Origin of the sequence: Streptomyces sp. B21-083 (genome assembly GCF_036898825.1) — a bacterium.
Taxonomy (GTDB): Bacteria; Actinomycetota; Actinomycetes; order Streptomycetales; family Streptomycetaceae; genus Streptomyces.
The window spans coordinates 3,306,261-3,323,466 of sequence record NZ_JARUND010000002.1 but is presented as its reverse complement, the minus strand read 5'-3'; the positions used below and the strand labels follow the sequence as shown (position 1 = coordinate 3,323,466).

Sequence of the window (17,206 nt, the reverse complement as noted above, 5' to 3'; positions counted from 1 at the left end):
GCCTCGAAGTTGGGCGCGGGGGCCGGGGCCGGGCGGGGCCTGGTCGGCGGGGCGCGGTGGTGATCACCGGCGGGTGCGTGACGTTAACATCGCCTCACCGGCGCATTCAAGTGCATCCCTCCTGTTTCCTTTCTTGTGGGTGGTGGGACGCGGGTAGTGTGGGGCCGGTTTTCCCGGTTTGGACGGGCCGGATTCTGCTGGTAGAGGGCGTGGAAAGCGGGGGTGACCGGCGTGGTGGTGCAGCGGCGCGGGCGCAGGCTGGCGGGCAGTGGGGTGCCGCTGACGTTCGAGGTGATCGCCGAGACCCTGCGCGAGCAGATCCGCTCCGGCGGACTTGGCGCGGGGGATCCGCTGCCGACTCAGGCCGTGTTGATGCGGGAGTTCGGGGCGGCGAGCCTGACCGTGCAGAAGGCCATGGCCCTGTTGAAGCAGGACGGATGGGCGGTCTCCCGCCCTGGCAAGGGCGCCTTCGTCGCCCACTACGATCACCTCGACGGGGCCGATGACCTCGACGACCCGGAGGCAACTGCACCCGCCAACGGGACGACGGCCCGCGTCGAGGCGTTGGAACGTGCGCTGACCGAGGCCGTTCAGCAGATTGCCGACCTTCGTGGCCGCGTCGAGGTCCTGGAGTCAGGCGGCGGCGGGCGGCGCCACTGACCCGCCGTGCCGGGACCCTGGTAAGGGCGGTGCGTTCAGATTTTCTCTACGAGGTTCAAGGCGGGCCCCGCCCGCATTGGCTGACCGCCGTCGCCGACAAGCCCGCCGTTCGCTCGGGAGGCCAGCCGCCCCGGCAAGGGAACGTCCAGGACTGCGAGAGCGGCAACCGGCCAGCTTGTCGGGCTGACCGGAGTCGGGCTCCTGGCGGAGCAAGTTGTCGCCCACGACCGTCCTACGGCCGGATCGCAGGCACATGGCTGGCCAGGGGGCCGACCCTCACGCCCGCCGCCGGACTCGCCGAGGGCGGTGGCCTGCGTCGCCTCCGGCGGGGAGCGAAGCTCCCGGCCACCCGTCGGAGGCCGACCCTCCCGCCCCGGCCCCGCGCCGCCAGACTGGGCGACGCGCCAGCCCGGCCGTACGCTGCCTCTCCCGCTCGGGCCCGATCCTGCCGAAGGAAGCCGACCCTGCGCCGCCTCGGCAGGTTGCCGCTGGTTTGCTGGCGGCGCCGTGGCGTCAGGACGAAGGGGGGAGTACGGGGGTGTGCGACGCTGGAGTGGCTGCGGTCGCGGCGACGGCACACGACCTGAGTTACGAAGTCGCGCTCTCGCGCCCCGTGCCATATATCATCGGTGCTATGGACAGCGGGCGGTACTCGATCGAGATCGAGCCGGAGGTGCGGCTGTGGCTGGAGAACATTCCCGCCCATCACTACAAGCAGGCCGAACGCGTCGCCGACCTGCTCGCCGAGCAGCCCACCACCCTCGACGAACCACACTCCCGCCACCTGGGCGGCAAGCTCCGCGAGCTGCGCTTCCGCCTCGGCGATGCCCATCAGCGGATCACCTACTGGCTGGCGCCCGGCCGACGTGTCGTGCTGCTCACCGTGTTCCGCAAGACCAAGATGCGCGAGCAGGCCGAAGTGGACCGTGCCCACGCCGCACAGCGATTGTGCGAGGCAGAGCATGAAGCCGCCGCCGAGCACGACCTCTACAGCCGCAACCTCAAGGAGAACCGATGAACCACAGCGAATGGAGGACCCGTCGCCACCGCCAGCTGCTGGGCGAACACCTGGACGCTGACCCCGAGTACGACCGGGTCTACGAAGAGGCCGGCCTCGCCATGACGTTGGGCAAGGCCGTCTACGACCGGCGCAAGCAGCTGGGCCTGAGCGAGGCCGACCTCGCCGAGCGCATGCACGTCGACGTCGAGGACATCGAAGGCATCGAGACGGCCACCGAGCTGCCGCCCATCGCGGTCATCATGCGCCTGGCCCGCGCACTGGACCTCACGGTGGACGTACACCTCGCCGGCGGAGACGAGCCCACCGTCACCATCGTCGCCCCAGCGGCCTGAGGCGGGGAGGAACCATGCAGGACCCGCCTTCCGCGCTCGCCCGTGAGCTCGGGCAACTCGTCCACGACCGGCGCATCGAGCTCGGGCTGTCCCAGGCCGAGCTGGCCGAGCGGTGCGGGATGAAGCAGCCGCAGATCTCCCGCTTCGAAGGCGGCGGGACCGTGCCCACGCTTCCCCTCCTGCGCCGCCTGGCTCAGGCTCTCGGCGCCGACCTGACCATCAGCCTCACCCCGCACGACAAAGCCGCTTGACACGCATTCGGAATTCCTGGAATTCCCCAGGCACGAACATCCGGCGACTGTCAAATCGCACTCTGACCAGCAAACTTGCAGGTAGGAGCGGCCTGGCCCGCACACGTATTATGTGCTGGCGGGGGCGACTCCGGTCCTCGTTCACAACTGTGGTGGTGGAACAGCCCCGAACGGGCAGCCCTGCTCCTGCGACGGCTCCACGAACCCGACAGATCTGGAACTGGTCCAGTCCATCGCGGCGCGGGCGGAACGAAAGATCGGAGGTACTGGCGCGGTGAACGGGACTCTGAAGCACTCGTATGCGGAGAAGCTTCTGAACCGGTACCAGGGAATCTACGGCTCGCATGGTCTGATCGCAGAACAGAGCTATTTGGCAGGGGTTCCGGTGGGGAAGGGGACCAGGGGAAGTGCCAGGCCAGACGTTTTCGACCCGGCAACCGGCATCATCTACGACTACAAGTTCCTGATCAACCCAGGCCGCGGGATCGGGAAGAAGCAGGCTGACCTGAATGCCAACAACGTGCCAGGAGCCACGGTCACGATCGAGGTGAATCCATGACCAAGCCGGCTGCCGCATCGGCGCGCCGTGTTACGAAGGACTGGGCTGCGGTGTTCCCCGGATTCACCGTCTGGCGTCCTCTGCACCTCTTGCGCCGGATCGGTCCGGTCGTGCAGGGGGTCTGCCTCGACCGGTCAACATCCGGGGACGGATATCTCCCTACAGTGCACGTGCATGCGCTAACCAGGGAGTTCCCCGTGATTTCTCTTACGCTCGGACAGCGCCTGGAGCGTTCCTCCGGGCAACCGGAAACCGTGCTCTTCGCTCGTCACGAGGAAGAGTTTCAGCGTGCGGTGGATACGTTGAAAGCGCAAAGTCGGCTTTCCCTCGACATGCCGCCGTCGCTAGAAAGGATCGTGAAGGAGTATCACTCGTCCTCCTCCGCCCGCCAGGAGGCGGGATTTTCTCCGGCCGTGGTGGAGATGGAAGACAGCATCCTGATTGCGGCGGCGGCGAACAGGCGCGATCTTGTCGAGGACGGCCTGAGCCTTGCCGCCGATCTCGCTGGTAAGTGGCCGAAGGCCAGATTGCCGCTCACCTGGGTCTCTGCGGTCGCTTGGCTTGATGGCATACGGAGCAAGGCTGGCGACCTGGAGACACTGGCGGAGACGGTCAGTGGCCAGGTCGCTGCGCACAAACTGGACAAGCTCAAGCCCTGATCAGAGCTTTGTTCATCCGACACGGTTCAGAGTATTCGTGGCGACCTTGGCCCAGACGGTCAGGCCGTTGTTTGTCCGCCGTCTTCCCCATCGGGCTGCCAATGCATCAATGATCAGCAGTCCGCGCCCGTGCTCTTCCGGATCGGGTCCGACCGGCGCGGGGCCCATGGGCCTGTGCTTCTCGCCTTCGTCGGTCACGCTGACCGTGGCGGTTTCGGCGGTCAAGGCCAGGGTGACCGTGATGGCGTGGCTGTCGCTGTGTTCCAGAGCGTTGGCCACCAACTCCCCGGTGACCGTTTCAAGGTCGTCCACCGTACTAGAAGGAAGATCCTTTAGCTGGGCCATGCCCCTTACGCAGCGCCGTGCGACGCGAGCAGAGGCGAGGTTCGCGCCAGACAGCGAGAGAGCAGCGAGCGATTGGAGGCCGCCCGGGCTGTGTGCGAGTGCGTCATGGATGTCCTCGTCGAGCTGACGAGTGCCGCACCCCACAGTTCCGAGGCGAGCACCCCTGCACTCAGCAATGAGCAGTGCGTCTCGGAGCGCTTCGGTCAACTGAGCTGTCAGTGCGCCGAGTTCGCCGATCGACAGCTCTGGTTCTGTGATCACCTTCTGCGCGCGACCGAGAAGCCTGTTCGCGAGGCCGAGTTGTGCTGCCTCGACCCGGTCGGCGATCCGGGAGGCAGGGCCGTCGCCGTCCGAGATGAGGAGGCAGGGCTGACCATCGCTTCCCGTCCAGGGCAGAAGCCGCACCGCGTGATTGACCTCGCCGTCGCTTACGTCCATCACGCGACCTCCAGCCGACGGTAAGTGTCGCGTGCGTCGAGGCCGGCGCCGTAGGCGGCGAACCAAGGGGTGTCGCGGCGCAACCGCTGAAGCCGGGCTGTCTCCTCGCACTCGTACGCGGTGAGGTAGGGGCGGACGGGCGAGATGGCGGCGCCGTCGATGGGCTCGTACCAGGTGCGGACTGTCGGGGCGAACGGGATGTCGAGTTTGGTGTGCCGAGGTGCCTGCTGCGGCACGTGAGGTTGTGGATGCCTCCCGCGGCGTCGTCCGGCGAGCGTCAAGAACGCCCTTGCCCAGTGGATGAGTTTCCTGCTCGGTTGTCGCATGAAGGCTCCCTCGGTGCGTTTGTGCACACGGACTGGATTTCCACGGGCCTGGCGAGACGGTCGCTGCTGGTCGCGTTGGATGGCGCCACCCACTTGAAACAGACCGGTCCGCCAACGCGCCTTGCTCAAGGGCAAGTTGCCGACTACCCGTCCACAAGTTTGCGTACGAGCAACATTTCTCGCAAGCTGTCTCACTCGAAAGAGTTCCCAGAGGGAAATCACCATCTGTGCCCCGTGTACGGCGATACCCTGCGCCGCAGGGAGGTAGAACATGACAGACGCCCAGCCCAACCTGCACAGAAGGCGCCTCGGCCTAGAGCTCAGGTCGCTGCGCAAGGCAGCGGGAATGAGCCTTGCCGAAGCGGCCGATCGGCTCTCGTTGTCCGGTGCCCCGGCGCTGAGCAAGATCGAGAACGGCAAGCAACGGGTCCCTCCCATTGCGCTCGCCGGCTTCTTCGAGGTGTACGGGCTCCAGGACAAGGTCCGCGTCGACAAGCTGCGCAGGCTCGCGGCCCTCGCGAACTCGGGGCGCCGGACGAACCTGCTGGATCAGTACCGCCAGTCCATCCGAGACCCGTTCGCCGAGTATCTGCACCTCGAAGAACTGGCCTCCAAGAGCGACACGTTCGCGTGGGTGGTCCCCGGACTGCTTCAGACCGCCGACTACGCCCGAGCCGTCGTGGAGCGCAGCCGGAAGTGGCAGACAGACCGTGAGATCGACAACTTCGTCGAGCTTCGCATGGTCAGGCAGGAGGCGTTGACGCGTGAGAATCCGCTGCATCTGTGGTGTGTGCTCGACGAGTCCGCGCTGCGGCGCGAAGTCGGTGGGAAACACGTGATGAAGGCTCAGCTGGAGCGGCTGCTCGACGTCACCGCCCAGAGCAAGAACGTGGCGATCCAGGTTCTCCCGTTCTCATACGGGGCCCATGCCGGCGTCGACGGGCCGTTCCACCTGCTCCACTTCCCCGCCGGACCGCCCGTGGCCGTGGTCGAGCCGATGACAACGTCCTTGTATCTGGAGGAAGATAGCGACATCGGACGTTACGAAACCGCGTTCAACCATCTCCGTACCGAAGCGCTCGACGCGGAAGCCTCCCAGCGCTACATCCACGATCTGATCAAGGACCGCTACACATGAACAAGAAGGTCGACCTCACCAACGCCACCTGGGTCAAGAGCGACCTGAGCAACGGCGGTGACAACTGCCTGGAGGTCGCTTTCACCGACGGCGTGGTTGCCCTGCGCGACTCCAACGACGTCGGTGATCCCGATGCCCGGATACTCGTCATCTCACAGGACGACTACCGCGCCTTCGTCGGAGGCATAGCCAAGGGACAGAGCAACCTCCTGCCCCAGTAGAGACGTCAGCAAGAACAGGCGGGACCGCAGGCTACGTATCTTGAGCTCTGGCAGGCGCTGTTGGCGGGTCCGGCCCCAGCAAGCGATCCTGACCCGTGGCATGCGTTCCGCGAGACGACGTGTATCCAGGACGCGACGGAGCCACAACCGCCATGACCACGCACTCGGCAGACTCCGGTCCGTCCAATCTCCCGCCCATGCGTACCATCGGCGAACTTCGAGCCGCCCTTGGCGTGGGTTACGGCTTCCCAGGCGATGCCGACGACTTCGAGGCAGACCTGGCCCGCGAGATCGACCCCACTGACCCCAACAGGGTCGTCCGCTTGGTCGAGGAGTTCCGCGGTCGGATCATCGCCCGCCAGGATCCTGGATTCGATACTGCTGTCGACTCGGCTGTCGCTGAGATCCGTACGGCCCGAGGCCGACCGGTGACTGACGACGAGCAGTAGGCCGTCGCCGAGATTGGGTAGGGCCCTCCACCTGCGGCGAGGTTGTCGGTGGAGGGGCTCCTGAAGCGCTCTACCCGCCCTACAGCAACGTCGTCCCCGCCAAGAACTCCCCCACCCGCTCCGCCTCGTCCTCCGAATCCAGGCATGTAACAAGGGCACGGCGGCGCAGCGTTGACAGACGCTGGACACGGGCCAGGTCCAGCTCAGTAACACTCAGCTGTGCATGTCTGCCCCGACGTTGACGAACGGCAACGACCTGGTTCTGGATGCCTGCTGTGTCGTGGAGTTGTTGGGTATCTATCGCTGCCGATGGGCCGTGCTACGCGGGTGAGTCAGCGGACTCAGCGTTCGCTCCGCTCGCTCTCGAACTTGGTGGCCGGGGTGAGGCCCTCAATGAAGAAACTGAAGTTCGGCGCGAGGGCCAGCTCCGACTTGTCGTCCGTGTCGAACCAGGTAATGGATGGTTCCCCGTGTCGCCCGCAGGCCCGGTAATCCAGCCCGATCCAGTAGTGCCCGTCGCCCGATATCAGCACCACTGGCTTGGGCAGACCCCATTCTGCGACCAGGTACGGGTTGTCGAACATGGATGGTGTTCGCTCGCGGTGTCCGATGCCCATCAGGCTGTCGCAGGGCACATGGTCGGCACTCCATGATGTCGGCGCGCTCGTGGGGAAAGCATTACGGCTGGAGGTGACCTGGCCTCCGTTCTGATTACGCAGGAGGTCGACCAGGCTGCTGGGGAGCGTGACGTTCAACAGGTCCTCCGCCTCCAGAATCACCTGCTCGGTCAGGGGCGGCTGCACTCCGTAGTTGCTACCGGTGTCCCAGAAGACGTGCTGGAGATCCTCAAAGCGTGCCATGAACGGCATCGTATGAGCCGCGACCGACAGTTCACCGGTCGGTCGCGGTAGGCAACCCGGCCAAGTCGCCCCTCCCCCTACAACAACCCCGCCCCCGCCAAGAACTTCCCCACCCGTTCCACCTCGTCCTCCGACAACGGAATCTGGGGATCGGCGGTCGCCGGGCAGTCGATCACGCCCCGCAGATACAGTGCCGCCTTGAACGCGCCCAGCCCCGCCGAGCTGCCCCCCATCCGCACGGGATCCCCCGCTCCCACCATCCCGAACAGCACGCACAACCGTTCCTGCTCGGCTCGGGCCCGGGCCCAGTCGCCCGCGCGGCACAGGTGGTTCAGGCGTACGTATCCGGCCGGGTCGACGTTCGCGAGGCCGGGGACAGCCCCGTCCGCGCCCAGCGCCAGTGCCGAGTCGACCAGCAGCTCGCTCCCCGTCAGGACGCTGAAGCCGCTGATGCCGGGGTGTTCCCGTGCGCCCGTCACTACCGAGCGGAACGACGCGAGGTCGCCGCTGGAGTCCTTCAGGCCTGCCAGGACGCCGTCCGCCGCCAGTTCCAGGACCAGGCCGGGGGGCAGTTTGCTGTGGACGGAGGCCGGGAGGTCGTACGCCACCACCGGGACCGGGCTGCCCGACGCGACCAGGCGGAAATGGCGGGAGATCTCCGAGGGGTGGGTGCGGGTGTAGAAGGGGGCCGTGACCACGACCGCGTCCGCGCCCGCCGCCGAGACCGACCGTACGTGGTCCAGCACCCGGGGGGTCGTCATGTCGATCGCGCCCGCCAGGACCGGTAGCCGGCCCGCTACGTGGCCCACCACCGTCTCCACCACCAGCCTGCGCTGATCGTCCGTCAGATACGCCGCCTCCGACGACGAACCGAGCACGAACAGGCCGTCCACGCCCGCCTCCACCAGGTGGTCGACCAGCCTGACGAGTGAGCGTACGTCCACCCCGCGGTCCGGTGTCAGCGGAGTACAGACGGGAGGGACGACACCGGTCAGCGGGGTGGGGAAGGTCATCAGGGCTCCCTGGGGTCTTTCGGGGCGTGCGATGGTGCGGGTGCGGCCGTTACGGGGGGCTTCCGCAGGTCGGAGGGCATGTCTAGCGTGGCGGTGGATGCCTGGGCGACCAGGTCACGCGTCGCCCGGCCCTCCTCCACAGGGTGGTGGCAACGGAACCGGTGTCCCGGGATTGACGCGGCCGTGAACTCCGGCATCACCTCCGCGCACACCTCGGTCGCCTTCCAGCAGCGGGTGCGGAACGGGCAGCCGGAGGGGGGATGCGTGGCCGAGGGGACGGGGCCGACCAGCGGGATCGGATCGATCGGGTCCAGCAGGCCCGGCGTCGCCGAGAACAGTGCCCGGGTGTACGGGTGACGCGCCCCGTCCGTCACCTCGTCCGCCGGGGACTCCTCCACGATCCGGCCCAGGTACATCGTGATCACCCGGTCGCTCATCCGGCGTACCGTCTGGATGTCGTGCGAGACGAAGACCAGAGCCAGGCCCAGCCGCTCCTTCAGGTCCAGGAGGAGGTTCAGGATCTGGGCGCGGACCGACACGTCCAGGGCGCTGGTCGGCTCGTCCGCCACCACCAGGTCGGGGTCCAGGGCCAACGCCCGTGCGATTGCCACTCGTTGACGCTGGCCGCCTGACAGCTGGCCCGGCAAGCCGTCCGCCAGGGCTCGGGGGAGGCCCACCAGGGACATCAACTCCCGTACACGCTCATCACGTTCCTTTGTCGTGCCTCGTCGGTGTACGTCCAACGGGTCGCGGAGGATCTGGCGGACCGTCAGGCGGCGGTTGAGGGCCGTCGACGGGTCCTGGAAGATCATGCCCGTTCCGGTGCCGATGGCCGACCTGCGCTCCGCCGCTCTCATCGTCCACAAGTCGGCGCCCCGGAACGACACTTGGCCCGACGTCGGCGGCTGTACGCCCACCAGTACCTTCGCCAGCGTCGACTTGCCGCAGCCGGACTCGCCCACCACGCCCACCGTCTCACCGGGTGCCACGGTGAAGTCGGCGCCTGTCAGGGCGTACACGCGGTCCCGGGTGAACAGGCCGCCGCTGCGGGCCTTGTGGACCACGTGGGTGTCCGACAGTTCCACCAACGGCGTCGACACAGGCGTAACAGTCGTACTGGTGCTCACTTCAGCGTCTCGCTTCCCGTCGGCTCCGGCGTCGTCAGGTCGATCGCCGGGTGGTGGCAGGCCGCCAAGTGCGTTGCGGCGCCCAGGAGATCGGGGGCCGTCGTACGGCACACTTCCGCCGCCATGGGGCAACGGTCCGCGAAACGGCAGCCCTTGGGGAAGTCGGCGGGGGAGGGGACCGTGCCCTTGATCTGGGTCATGCGGACCGCCGCCGATTCCAGGGACAGCACGCTGCCCAGCAGGCCTCGGGTGTAGTGGTGGGACGGGGCGCCGACCAGGTCCGCCGTGACGCCCGTCTCGACGATCTGGCCGCCGTACATCACGACCACCCGGTCCGTCACGTCCGCCACCAGGGCCAGGTCGTGCGAGACCAGGATCAGGGCGAAGTCCAGCTCCGCGCGCAGACGCAGGAGGAGTTCGATGATCTGAGCCTGGACAGTGACGTCCAGGGCCGTGGTCGGTTCGTCCGCGACGATCAGCTTCGGGTCCCGCGACAGGGCCATCGCGATCAGGACCCGCTGGCGCTGGCCGCCCGACAGCTCGTGCGGGTAACTGCGCAGCGTGCGGTCGGGGTCCAGGCCCACCAACCCCAGCAGCTCCTCCGGTGTGCGGTGGCCTCCGCGTCGTACGACCTGCTTCAGTTGGGAGCGGATCGTCATCGCCGGGTTCAGGGACGACAGGGCGTCCTGGTAGATCATCGCCATCTCGTGGCCCAGCAGCTTGCGGCGTACGCGCATCGGTTCCGTGAGCAGGTCGCGCTGGTTGAAGCGGACCTGGCCGGTGACCCGGGCGCCCTTCGGTTCCAGGCCCATCACCGTCAGTGCTGTGAGCGACTTGCCGCAGCCCGACTCGCCCACCAGGCCCAGGACTTCGCCCGGGTGGACCTCGAAGCTGATGCCGTCGACGATGTCCACGCCCGTGTGGCGGGCCGCGAAGCCGATCGTCAGGTTCTCTACCGCCAGCACCGGAAGGCCGGTTGGGATCGGGCGGGCTCTCGCGCGCAAGCGCTCCGCCGCCTCAGTCAGGCCCGGTAGGGCCAGTACCTCGCCCGTTCCCGGCTCGGGCGCCTCCAGACGGTCCTCGTCCTCCCGTACCTCCACGTCCCGCGCGGCCGGCGCCGCCCAGGCGTCCGACACGCCCTCGGAGAGGACGTTCAGGGACAGGACGGTGATCAGCATCAGCAGGCCGGGGAAGACCGTCGCCCACCAACCGCCCGTCAGGACCATGTTCTTGCCGTCCGCGATGACGCTTCCCCAGGACGGGTCCGGCGGCCGTACGCCCGCGCCGATGAACGACAGCGACGCCTCGAAGACGATCGCCTCCGCCACCTGCACCGTGCAGAACACCAGCACAGGCGCCGCGCAGTTGATCGCGACGTGGCGCAGGACGATGTGCGGTGTACGGGCGCCGATCACCCGTTCCGCCACCACGTAGTCCTCGCCGTACTGGTCCAGGACGTTCGCCCGCACCACGCGCGCCACCGGCGGGGTGAACAGAAAGGCGATCGCGCAGATCAGGACCGTGATGCCGCCGCCGAAGACCGCGACGAGCACGGCGGCCAGCGCGATGCCCGGGAACGCCATCACCACGTCCAGGCAGCGCATCAGTGTCTCGTCGACCGCCTTGCGCGAGGTCGCCGCGATCGCGCCGATCAGCGCGCCGACGGTGAGGGCGAGTGCGGTGGCGCCCAGGCCGATGGCCAGCGACCAGCGGGCGCCGTACATCAGCCGGCTCATGATGTCGCGGCCCAGGCTGTCCTGGCCCATCCAGTGCTCGGCGGAGGGGGCTCCCGTGCCGCCGATCAGGGGCTGTTGGTCCAGCGGGTCGTCGGGGGAGACGAGGGGGGCGAAGACGGCGACGAACACCACCAGCGCCAGGAAGCAGACCGCGACCCTGGAGAGGACCGGGAGACGGCGCCAGCCGCGCAGGCGGATGCCCGGGCGGGACAGGAGGGCGGCCAGGCGCCCCCGTTCGAACATCATGAACATCAGGCCGCATCCCTCAGTCGCGGGTTGACCAGTAGATAAAGGATGTCGATGACGAGGTTCACGACCACGAATCCGGTCGCCGTCGTCAGGACCACTCCCTGGACGACCGCCGGGTCGCCGTTCTTCACGGCGTCGATCATCAGCTTGCCCATCCCCGGCAGCGAGAAGATCGTCTCGATGACGACCGCGCCGCCGAGCAGGTAACCGACGCGCAGGCCCAGCACCGTGAGCGGGTTGATGAGCGCGTTGCGCAGCACGTTGCGGCCCACCACCACCCTCGGTGGCAGGCCGCTGCCGATCGCCGTGCGGACGTAGTCCTTGTCCAACTCCTCGACCACCGCCGTACGGACGATGCGCGTGAGCTGCGCGGCGACCGGGAGGGAGAGGGCGAGGGCCGGGAGAGTCATCGTCTTCAGCCAGCCGGTGAAGGAGTCGGCCGGGTTGATGTAGCCGCCGGTCGGGAACCAGCCCAGGTCGACGGCCAGGTACTGGATCATCAGCAGGGCCAGCCAGAAGCCCGGCGCCGCGACGCCCGTCAGCGACACGACGCGGATGATCTGGTCGGGGAGACGGTCCCGGTAGATGGCCGCGGTGACCCCGCCCAGCAGGGACAGGACCACCGCGATACCCAGGCCCAGGAAGGTGAGTTGGAGGGTCAGTGGCAGTGCGGTGGCGATCTGGTCGAGCACCGGCGCGCGGGTGAGCGCGCTGATGCCCATGTCGCCGTGGAGCAGGTCACCGATGAAGTGGAAGTAGCGGACGACGAACGGATCGAGCAGGCCGTTCTGTTCACGGAAGTCGTGCAGTTGCTGCGGGGTCGGGTTTGCGCCCTGGAAGAACGCGGAGGCCGGGTCGACGTCCGAGAACCGCATGACGAGGAACACGAACATGACGATGCCGAGCATCAGCGGGACGAGCAGAATGATCCTGCGGGCCAGGATCCTGGCGATGGCGACCACGTACGAACTCCCGTACAGCTAGCGGTAGTTGGCGGTTGCTAAGCCCACTTGGCCTGGAGGAGGTTGATGCCCGGGTACGGCTGTGCCCTTATGCCCGTGAGCTTCTTCGGGTCCCAGGCCGTCATCAGCTCGTTGTGGACCACCGGGTAGAGCACGGCCTCCTCGGCGACGACGTCGATGTAGTCCTGGATCATCGCCTTCTTCTTGTCCGGATCGGGCTCCTGCGTCGCCTGGTCCATGTCCTTGAAGAGCTGCTTGGCCACGGAGTTGTCGGCCCAACGGGCGTAGCCCATCCAGAGGTTCTGCGGGCCGTAGTTGTAGTGCATGATCAGGTCCGCGTCGAGGCCGAACTGGTTGGGGTTCGAGGCCGCCGACACGACCTGGTAGTCCTGCTTCTGGTCCATCTTCGTGAACACCGCGGTGGTTTCCTGCGGGTTGAGGGTCGTGTCGACGCCGATCGCGTCCCAGGACGCCTTGATGGTGGGCAGGCAGTCGACGATCCAGCTGACGTTCACGGACAGGATCTCGATCTTCAGCCCGCTGACCCCGGCCTCCTTCAGGAGCGCCTTCGCCTTCTCCGGGTCGTAGTCGTAGACCGACTTCGCGGGCCGGTAGCTGGGGTTGGCCTCGTTGAGGAAGGACGAGGACGGCTTGCCGTGGCCCTTGAGAGCCACCTGCACCATCTTCTCCGTGTCGATGGCGTAGTGCAGCGCCTGGCGGACCCGCACGTCGTCGAAGGGCTTGCGCTTGGTGTTGAACATCAGGAACAGGTTGTTCATCCCCGCCCCGCCCTGGACGTCCATCCCCCCGCTCTTGAGCTGCTGGATGTTCGCGTACGGGATGTTGTCGGCGATCTGCGCGCCGGCACTGGACCCCGAGATCTTGGCGACGCGGGGCGCGGCATCCACTATCGTCATCCAGTTCATCTTCTTGAACGCGGCTTTGCGCGGCCCGTTGTAGGCGGCGAACGCCTCGAACGTCGTGTTCGACTTCGGGTGGTGCGCGGTCTGGCGGTACGGTCCCGAGCCGATCGCCTTTCCCTTGATCGCGTCGTCCCAGCCGCCCGGCTCGGAGAAGACGTGCTTCGGCATGATCTTCGCCAGGGTGAGCCGGGAAACCCCGTCGGGGAAGGGGAACTTCAGCACCAGCTCGACATTCTGCGCGTCGACCTTTTTCACTTCTTTCAGCCAACTGGCGAAAAACCCCTTGGCGAGTGTCTGGGTGTTCGGATCGAGGATTCGATCGAATACGAAGACCACGTCGTCGGCGGTGACCGGCTTTCCGTCGTGGAAGGTCGCCCCGGCCCGCAGCGTGAACTTCCAGGAGGTGCTGCTGAGATCACGGGGGACCGCTGTGGCGAGCGCGGGGTACGGCTCGCGCGAGATCGGGTCGGTGTCGAGCAGGCCCTCGTAGATGTGGTTGTTGGCCGCCATGGAGAAGGCGGAGGCCGTCTGCGTGGGGTCCCAGCTGCCGTCGTTGCCGTAGCCGATCACGGCCGTGAGCGTGCTGTTCGCGCCCCCACCGCCGCCCCCGGTGTCGTTGGTGGACTCGGGCCCGGACGAGCAGGCCGACAGCGAGGAGGAAATGGCGGCGGCGGCACCCAGCGCGCCGGTGTACTTCAGAAACGACCGGCGGTGCGGGCCGGTCGATACAGCGGCGGTTACGTCGCGGGTCACGTCGCGCACGATTCCTCCAGCGGGGTGGGGTCCGAAAAGGTGAGGAGATACGACGTCCTACGTCATAGGGGGCAGCGCGACCATAAGAGGGGCGGTGGGGCCGGTCAAGAGATCGCACACGAATGGCCTATCTGCCAGAGGTGCGACCAATGACGATATGAAATTCGACCCGGATGGAGTCGAAAGTGCGTCAGGGTTCGTTTAATTCATGGCAGCTGGATTCTGATATGCCTGGAGGTGGGACGTGGGATGTCCGGCGAGCGTACGATGCGCCGCATGTCTCAGGAGTCCGGGAAGCGACGCCGGCCCGAGCGGCGGGTGAGCGGCCAGGTCCAGCGCGAGGTCATGCAGTTGATCCTCGACCGCAGACTCCGGGCGGGCGCACCGCTGCCCACCGAGGTCGAGCTGATGCAGGCCCTCGGCGTCAGCCGCAACTCCGTCCGGGAGGCCCTCAAGGCGCTCCAGGCCCTCGACATCGTGGAGATCAGGCACGGTTACGGCACGTACGTCGGACAGGCGTCGCTGACGCCGCTGGTTGACGGGCTGACGTTCCGTACGCTCGCCCGGCACGACGGGGACGGCGCCGCGCTCGCCGAGATCCTCCAGGTCAGAGAGGTGCTGGAGGACGGACTCATCCGGCGGGTCGCGGCGGTGCTGTCCGACGCGCAACTGGACCGGCTGGAGTCGGTCGTCACCCGGATGGAGGAAGCGGGACGCGCGGGCCGGCGCTTCCCCGAGCTCGACCGCGATTTCCACGAGGCGCTGTACGGCCCCCTCGGCAACGCACTCGTGCCGCAGCTGCTCGGCGCCTTCTGGACGGTGTTCCGCCGTGTCTCGGGCGCGCGGGGCTGGCACGACGACCCCGAGCCGGAGCTGACGGCCCGCAGGCACCGGGACATCGTGACGGCGTTGCGCGCCCACGACGTGGAGGGTGCGCAACGCGCGCTGGCCGTCCACTTCCGGGGGATCGAGGCGCGGGCGGCGCAGGAGTCACGGGGCGTGGGTTGAGTGAAAGGGGGCGCCGACCCCTGTACGGCGCCCCCATTCACTTCCCCGTCTCCCCGTGGCTGTGGCTCTGGCCTACGGGAGCGTCTTCTCGTACAGCCTGTCGCTGTTCGAGTCGTAGACGACCTTGCCGGTGCTGTCGTACCCCTTGACGTGCGGAGCCAGGGTGACCTGCTGGTTCAGCGTGCCGGAGGCCACGAACCAGCCGTGGTCCAGGGCGGCCTCGCTGGTGCTGCCGCCGTAGGAGACGGTCACGCGGGTCACGTTGGACTCGACCCGGCCGATGGTGCCCCAGCGGAACGGCAGCTTCCAGTTGCCCTTGTCGAGGAACGACTGCTGGTAGAGCTTGCCGCCGTTCATGTCGGGCATGACCGGGCCGCCGTTGTCGAACTCCACGCCGCCGGTGTTGAGGCCCTCGCTCTTGCCGTTCTTGATACGGCAGATCAGCCGGGTCTGCTGCGGCTGCTCCTTGACGGCGACGACGTAGTGGCCGTCGCCGGGGGCGTTGGAGTCGCCGGTGCTGTTCATGGCCAGGATGATCCGGTAGTCGGCGGCGTCGCCCAGATCGTTCCGCCGCATCTTGGGGGGCGTAGTTTTCTCGCTCTCACGGTCGTACGCGAGGCACTTCTCCAGGCCGTCCGACGCCTGCGCCAGCGTGATCCCGTCGAGGAGTTGCCCCGGAGTCGCCGGCCCGACCGGTCCGACGGGCGCCGACTGTACGGGAGTTGGCGCCGGCCGGTGCGAGGTACTGGTCGACGGCAGTGGTGCCGCCGTGTTCACGGTTCCGTCGTCGCCGTTCCCGTTCAGCGCGTAGGCACCGACAGGCGCGGCGGCCAGCGCGACCAGGATCGCGCCCGCCGCTGCCACCCGTCGACGCCGCTCGATCACGCCCTTGCGGCGGATCGCCGGGTACGGCGCCGACGAGGGCCGGATGGTGTAGGCGTCCTCCGCCATCATTTCCCGCACCTGTGCCTCGAAGTCCTTCCCCTGCTCGTTTCCCACGTGCTGTCCTGCTTCTTGTGACTGATCCGGCTGTTCCGGCTGCTCCGGCCGCTGTTCCTCGTTCACCGGACGCCCTCCCGCACGGGTGACGCGTGACGGGGCTCGGGGCGGCCCACGACCTGCGCCAGCCCCGGATACGTACGCAACTTCGCCAGCCCCTTGGACGCCTGGCTCTTGACCGTGCCCTGGGAGCAGCCGAGGGTGTCGGCGACCTCGCCCTCGGACAGGTCCTCCCAGTAGCGCAGGACCACCACCGCCCGTTGTTTGGGCGGGAGTTGGGCGAGGGCGTCGAGCAGCGCGCTGCGTTCGTCGGCCCACGAGACGGCCTCGTCGCGGCCCGCCATGTCGGGCGGCGCGTCGGTCAGCGCCTCGCGCACGCGTCGCTTGCGGAACCGGTCACTGTTGCAACTGACCAGCATCCGGCGGACGTACGCCTCCGGATTGTCGGTGCGCGAGACCCGCCGCCAGGAGCGGAACGCCTTCGCCAGCGCCGTCTGCGTCAGATCCTCGGCGTGATGGGCGTCGCCGGTCAGCAGATACGCGGTGCGCACCAGGTGAGACCACCGAGCTCTGACGAATTCATGGAACTGGGCCTCTTGTTCGGCCTGCATCGAGTACCCCCTCGCCCACCAGACCACCGTTTCCCCGGAATCGGTTGCCCGGGTTCCGGGACCGAGTTCGAATGTACGGATGGACGAGCGGGGAGAGGCGACGATGGTTGAGCGGGTCGACGGGGGATGGGGCGAGGGAGACGCGGGTGTACTGAGGCTGCCGTCCGGCCGACTGGTCAGAGGGCGCGGCCTGCGCCGCCCCCTCGATCCGGCCGCGCCGGCCCCCTCGTACGCCCTCTACCTCCTCGGTAGTCAACCCCCAGCGGTTCTCTGGGAGTTCCGCTGGCTGCGGTGGCCCGACTTCCGGCTCCCGAAGGATCACGTGGACGCCCGCGCGGCCCTGGTCGAGGCGTGGGAGCGAGCGGCGGACGAGCGGGTGGAGGTCGCCTGCGGGGGCGGGCGTGGGCGTACGGGGACGGCCCTCGCGTGTCTCGCGGTGCTGGACGGGGTGCCGGCGGGCGAGGCGGTGGCCTACGTGCGCGCCCACTACGACCGGCATGCCGTGGAGACACCCTGGCAGCGGCGGTTCGTCCGGCGGTTCGGGTAGGGCACACGGCCGGTGTGTT

Annotated in this window: 20 protein-coding genes and 1 pseudogene; 11 read left to right on the top strand and 10 right to left on the bottom strand. The window is 67.8% G+C overall.

Features of this window, described 5'->3' with window-relative positions; genetic code table 11:
- Positions 1 to 222 precede the first annotated feature (222 nt).
- The 6 genes and pseudogenes from QA861_RS38930 to QA861_RS38905 all read left to right on the top strand — a co-directional run bounded on the left by QA861_RS38930 (position 223) and on the right by QA861_RS38905 (position 3,482).
- Positions 223 to 660 (top strand): GntR family transcriptional regulator, encoded by a 438-nt coding sequence (locus QA861_RS38930; protein WP_334593537.1) that lies wholly within the window; start codon positions 223 to 225, stop codon positions 658 to 660.
- A gap of 634 nt (positions 661 to 1,294) precedes the next feature.
- On the top strand, positions 1,295 to 1,678 hold the full coding sequence (locus QA861_RS38925) for a type II toxin-antitoxin system RelE/ParE family toxin (protein ID WP_019886780.1): 384 nt from the start codon (positions 1,295 to 1,297) through the stop codon (positions 1,676 to 1,678).
- Complete coding sequence (locus QA861_RS38920) at positions 1,675 to 2,013, top strand: helix-turn-helix domain-containing protein (RefSeq protein WP_334593536.1); 339 nt, start codon at positions 1,675 to 1,677, stop codon at positions 2,011 to 2,013. Before QA861_RS38925 ends, QA861_RS38920 begins: the two co-directional genes overlap by 4 nt.
- A gap of 35 nt (positions 2,014 to 2,048) precedes the next feature.
- Positions 2,049 to 2,264: pseudogene (locus QA861_RS38915) on the top strand (helix-turn-helix domain-containing protein); the annotation flags it as partial.
- Positions 2,265 to 2,538: 274 nt separating this feature from the next.
- Positions 2,539 to 2,823 (top strand): hypothetical protein, encoded by a 285-nt coding sequence (locus tag QA861_RS38910; protein ID WP_334593534.1) that lies wholly within the window; start codon positions 2,539 to 2,541, stop codon positions 2,821 to 2,823.
- The gene (locus tag QA861_RS38905) at positions 2,820 to 3,482 is read left to right on the top strand and encodes a hypothetical protein (protein ID WP_334593532.1); all 663 of its coding nucleotides are present in this window, start codon (positions 2,820 to 2,822) and stop codon (positions 3,480 to 3,482) included. Before QA861_RS38910 ends, QA861_RS38905 begins: the two co-directional genes overlap by 4 nt.
- Before the next feature lie 12 nt (positions 3,483 to 3,494).
- On the opposite strand, the gene QA861_RS38900 is transcribed toward QA861_RS38905, so the two are convergent.
- Positions 3,495 to 4,265, bottom strand: a complete 771-nt coding sequence (locus QA861_RS38900; RefSeq protein WP_334594985.1) for an ATP-binding protein — start codon at positions 4,263 to 4,265, stop codon at positions 3,495 to 3,497.
- Positions 4,265 to 4,501 (bottom strand): hypothetical protein, encoded by a 237-nt coding sequence (locus tag QA861_RS38895; protein ID WP_334593531.1) that lies wholly within the window; start codon positions 4,499 to 4,501, stop codon positions 4,265 to 4,267. The genes QA861_RS38900 and QA861_RS38895 overlap by 1 nt, the downstream gene beginning before the upstream one ends.
- A gap of 361 nt (positions 4,502 to 4,862) precedes the next feature.
- Between QA861_RS38895 and QA861_RS38890 the strand changes: the two genes are divergently transcribed.
- The 3 genes from QA861_RS38890 (at position 4,863) to QA861_RS38880 (ending at position 6,399) form a co-directional block, all read left to right on the top strand.
- Positions 4,863 to 5,729 carry a helix-turn-helix domain-containing protein gene (locus QA861_RS38890; protein ID WP_334593530.1) on the top strand — a complete coding sequence of 289 codons (867 nt, stop codon included), beginning with the start codon at positions 4,863 to 4,865 and terminating at the stop codon, positions 5,727 to 5,729.
- Positions 5,726 to 5,950 (top strand): DUF397 domain-containing protein, encoded by a 225-nt coding sequence (locus tag QA861_RS38885; RefSeq protein WP_334593528.1) that lies wholly within the window; start codon positions 5,726 to 5,728, stop codon positions 5,948 to 5,950. Before QA861_RS38890 ends, QA861_RS38885 begins: the two co-directional genes overlap by 4 nt.
- Before the next feature lie 197 nt (positions 5,951 to 6,147).
- On the top strand, positions 6,148 to 6,399 hold the full coding sequence (locus tag QA861_RS38880; protein WP_334593526.1) for a hypothetical protein: 252 nt from the start codon (positions 6,148 to 6,150) through the stop codon (positions 6,397 to 6,399).
- Between the two features lie 341 nt (positions 6,400 to 6,740).
- Here QA861_RS38880 and QA861_RS38875 read toward each other — a convergent pair whose 3' ends face one another.
- The 6 genes from QA861_RS38875 to QA861_RS38850 all read right to left on the bottom strand — a co-directional run bounded on the left by QA861_RS38875 (position 6,741) and on the right by QA861_RS38850 (position 14,031).
- Positions 6,741 to 7,259 carry an SMI1/KNR4 family protein gene (locus QA861_RS38875; protein WP_334593524.1) on the bottom strand — a complete coding sequence of 173 codons (519 nt, stop codon included), beginning with the start codon at positions 7,257 to 7,259 and terminating at the stop codon, positions 6,741 to 6,743.
- Positions 7,260 to 7,336: 77 nt separating this feature from the next.
- The gene (locus QA861_RS38870) at positions 7,337 to 8,272 is read right to left on the bottom strand and encodes a dihydrodipicolinate synthase family protein (protein WP_334593523.1); all 936 of its coding nucleotides are present in this window, start codon (positions 8,270 to 8,272) and stop codon (positions 7,337 to 7,339) included.
- Complete coding sequence (locus QA861_RS38865; protein ID WP_334593522.1) at positions 8,272 to 9,372, bottom strand: ABC transporter ATP-binding protein; 1,101 nt, start codon at positions 9,370 to 9,372, stop codon at positions 8,272 to 8,274. The genes QA861_RS38870 and QA861_RS38865 overlap by 1 nt, the downstream gene beginning before the upstream one ends.
- A gap of 23 nt (positions 9,373 to 9,395) precedes the next feature.
- Positions 9,396 to 11,378 carry a dipeptide/oligopeptide/nickel ABC transporter permease/ATP-binding protein gene (locus QA861_RS38860; RefSeq protein WP_443041690.1) on the bottom strand — a complete coding sequence of 661 codons (1,983 nt, stop codon included), beginning with the start codon at positions 11,376 to 11,378 and terminating at the stop codon, positions 9,396 to 9,398.
- A gap of 8 nt (positions 11,379 to 11,386) precedes the next feature.
- Entirely contained in the window at positions 11,387 to 12,346 is a 960-nt protein-coding gene (locus QA861_RS38855) for an ABC transporter permease (RefSeq protein ID WP_334593520.1), read from the bottom strand.
- Positions 12,347 to 12,384: 38 nt separating this feature from the next.
- Complete coding sequence (locus tag QA861_RS38850; protein ID WP_334593519.1) at positions 12,385 to 14,031, bottom strand: ABC transporter substrate-binding protein; 1,647 nt, start codon at positions 14,029 to 14,031, stop codon at positions 12,385 to 12,387.
- A gap of 267 nt (positions 14,032 to 14,298) precedes the next feature.
- On the opposite strand from QA861_RS38850, the gene QA861_RS38845 reads away from it, so the two are divergent.
- Entirely contained in the window at positions 14,299 to 15,030 is a 732-nt protein-coding gene (locus tag QA861_RS38845) for a FadR/GntR family transcriptional regulator (protein ID WP_334593518.1), read from the top strand.
- 72 nt (positions 15,031 to 15,102) lie between these two features.
- On the opposite strand, the gene QA861_RS38840 is transcribed toward QA861_RS38845, so the two are convergent.
- Positions 15,103 to 16,029 (bottom strand): hypothetical protein, encoded by a 927-nt coding sequence (locus QA861_RS38840; protein ID WP_334593517.1) that lies wholly within the window; start codon positions 16,027 to 16,029, stop codon positions 15,103 to 15,105.
- Between the two features lie 62 nt (positions 16,030 to 16,091).
- Positions 16,092 to 16,640, bottom strand: a complete 549-nt coding sequence (locus tag QA861_RS38835) for a SigE family RNA polymerase sigma factor (protein ID WP_334593516.1) — start codon at positions 16,638 to 16,640, stop codon at positions 16,092 to 16,094.
- Between the two features lie 79 nt (positions 16,641 to 16,719).
- Between QA861_RS38835 and QA861_RS38830 the strand changes: the two genes are divergently transcribed.
- Positions 16,720 to 17,187, top strand: coding sequence for a protein-tyrosine phosphatase family protein (locus QA861_RS38830; RefSeq protein ID WP_443041633.1), 468 nt, complete (start codon positions 16,720 to 16,722; stop codon positions 17,185 to 17,187).
- The last annotated feature ends 19 nt before the right edge of the window (positions 17,188 to 17,206 follow it).

What these genes read in the sequence shown, in the direction of transcription:
- QA861_RS38890 (WP_334593530.1), top strand. Translation starts at nt 4,863, where the DNA reads ATGACAGACGCCCAGCCCAACCTGCACAGAAGGCGCCTCGGCCTAGAG.
- QA861_RS38845 (WP_334593518.1), top strand. Translation starts at nt 14,299, where the DNA reads ATGTCTCAGGAGTCCGGGAAGCGACGCCGGCCCGAGCGGCGGGTGAGC.
- QA861_RS38925 (WP_019886780.1), top strand. Translation starts at nt 1,295, where the DNA reads ATGGACAGCGGGCGGTACTCGATCGAGATCGAGCCGGAGGTGCGGCTG.
- QA861_RS38885 (WP_334593528.1), top strand. Translation starts at nt 5,726, where the DNA reads ATGAACAAGAAGGTCGACCTCACCAACGCCACCTGGGTCAAGAGCGAC.
- QA861_RS38875 (WP_334593524.1), bottom strand. Translation starts at nt 7,259, where the DNA reads ATGGCACGCTTTGAGGATCTCCAGCACGTCTTCTGGGACACCGGTAGC.
- QA861_RS38920 (WP_334593536.1), top strand. Translation starts at nt 1,675, where the DNA reads ATGAACCACAGCGAATGGAGGACCCGTCGCCACCGCCAGCTGCTGGGC.
- QA861_RS38835 (WP_334593516.1), bottom strand. Translation starts at nt 16,640, where the DNA reads ATGCAGGCCGAACAAGAGGCCCAGTTCCATGAATTCGTCAGAGCTCGG.
- QA861_RS38880 (WP_334593526.1), top strand. Translation starts at nt 6,148, where the DNA reads ATGCGTACCATCGGCGAACTTCGAGCCGCCCTTGGCGTGGGTTACGGC.
- QA861_RS38870 (WP_334593523.1), bottom strand. Translation starts at nt 8,272, where the DNA reads ATGACCTTCCCCACCCCGCTGACCGGTGTCGTCCCTCCCGTCTGTACT.
- QA861_RS38905 (WP_334593532.1), top strand. Translation starts at nt 2,820, where the DNA reads ATGACCAAGCCGGCTGCCGCATCGGCGCGCCGTGTTACGAAGGACTGG.
- QA861_RS38860 (WP_443041690.1), bottom strand. Translation starts at nt 11,378, where the DNA reads ATGTTCGAACGGGGGCGCCTGGCCGCCCTCCTGTCCCGCCCGGGCATC.
- QA861_RS38830 (WP_443041633.1), top strand. Translation starts at nt 16,720, where the DNA reads ATGGACGAGCGGGGAGAGGCGACGATGGTTGAGCGGGTCGACGGGGGA.
- QA861_RS38900 (WP_334594985.1), bottom strand. Translation starts at nt 4,265, where the DNA reads ATGGACGTAAGCGACGGCGAGGTCAATCACGCGGTGCGGCTTCTGCCC.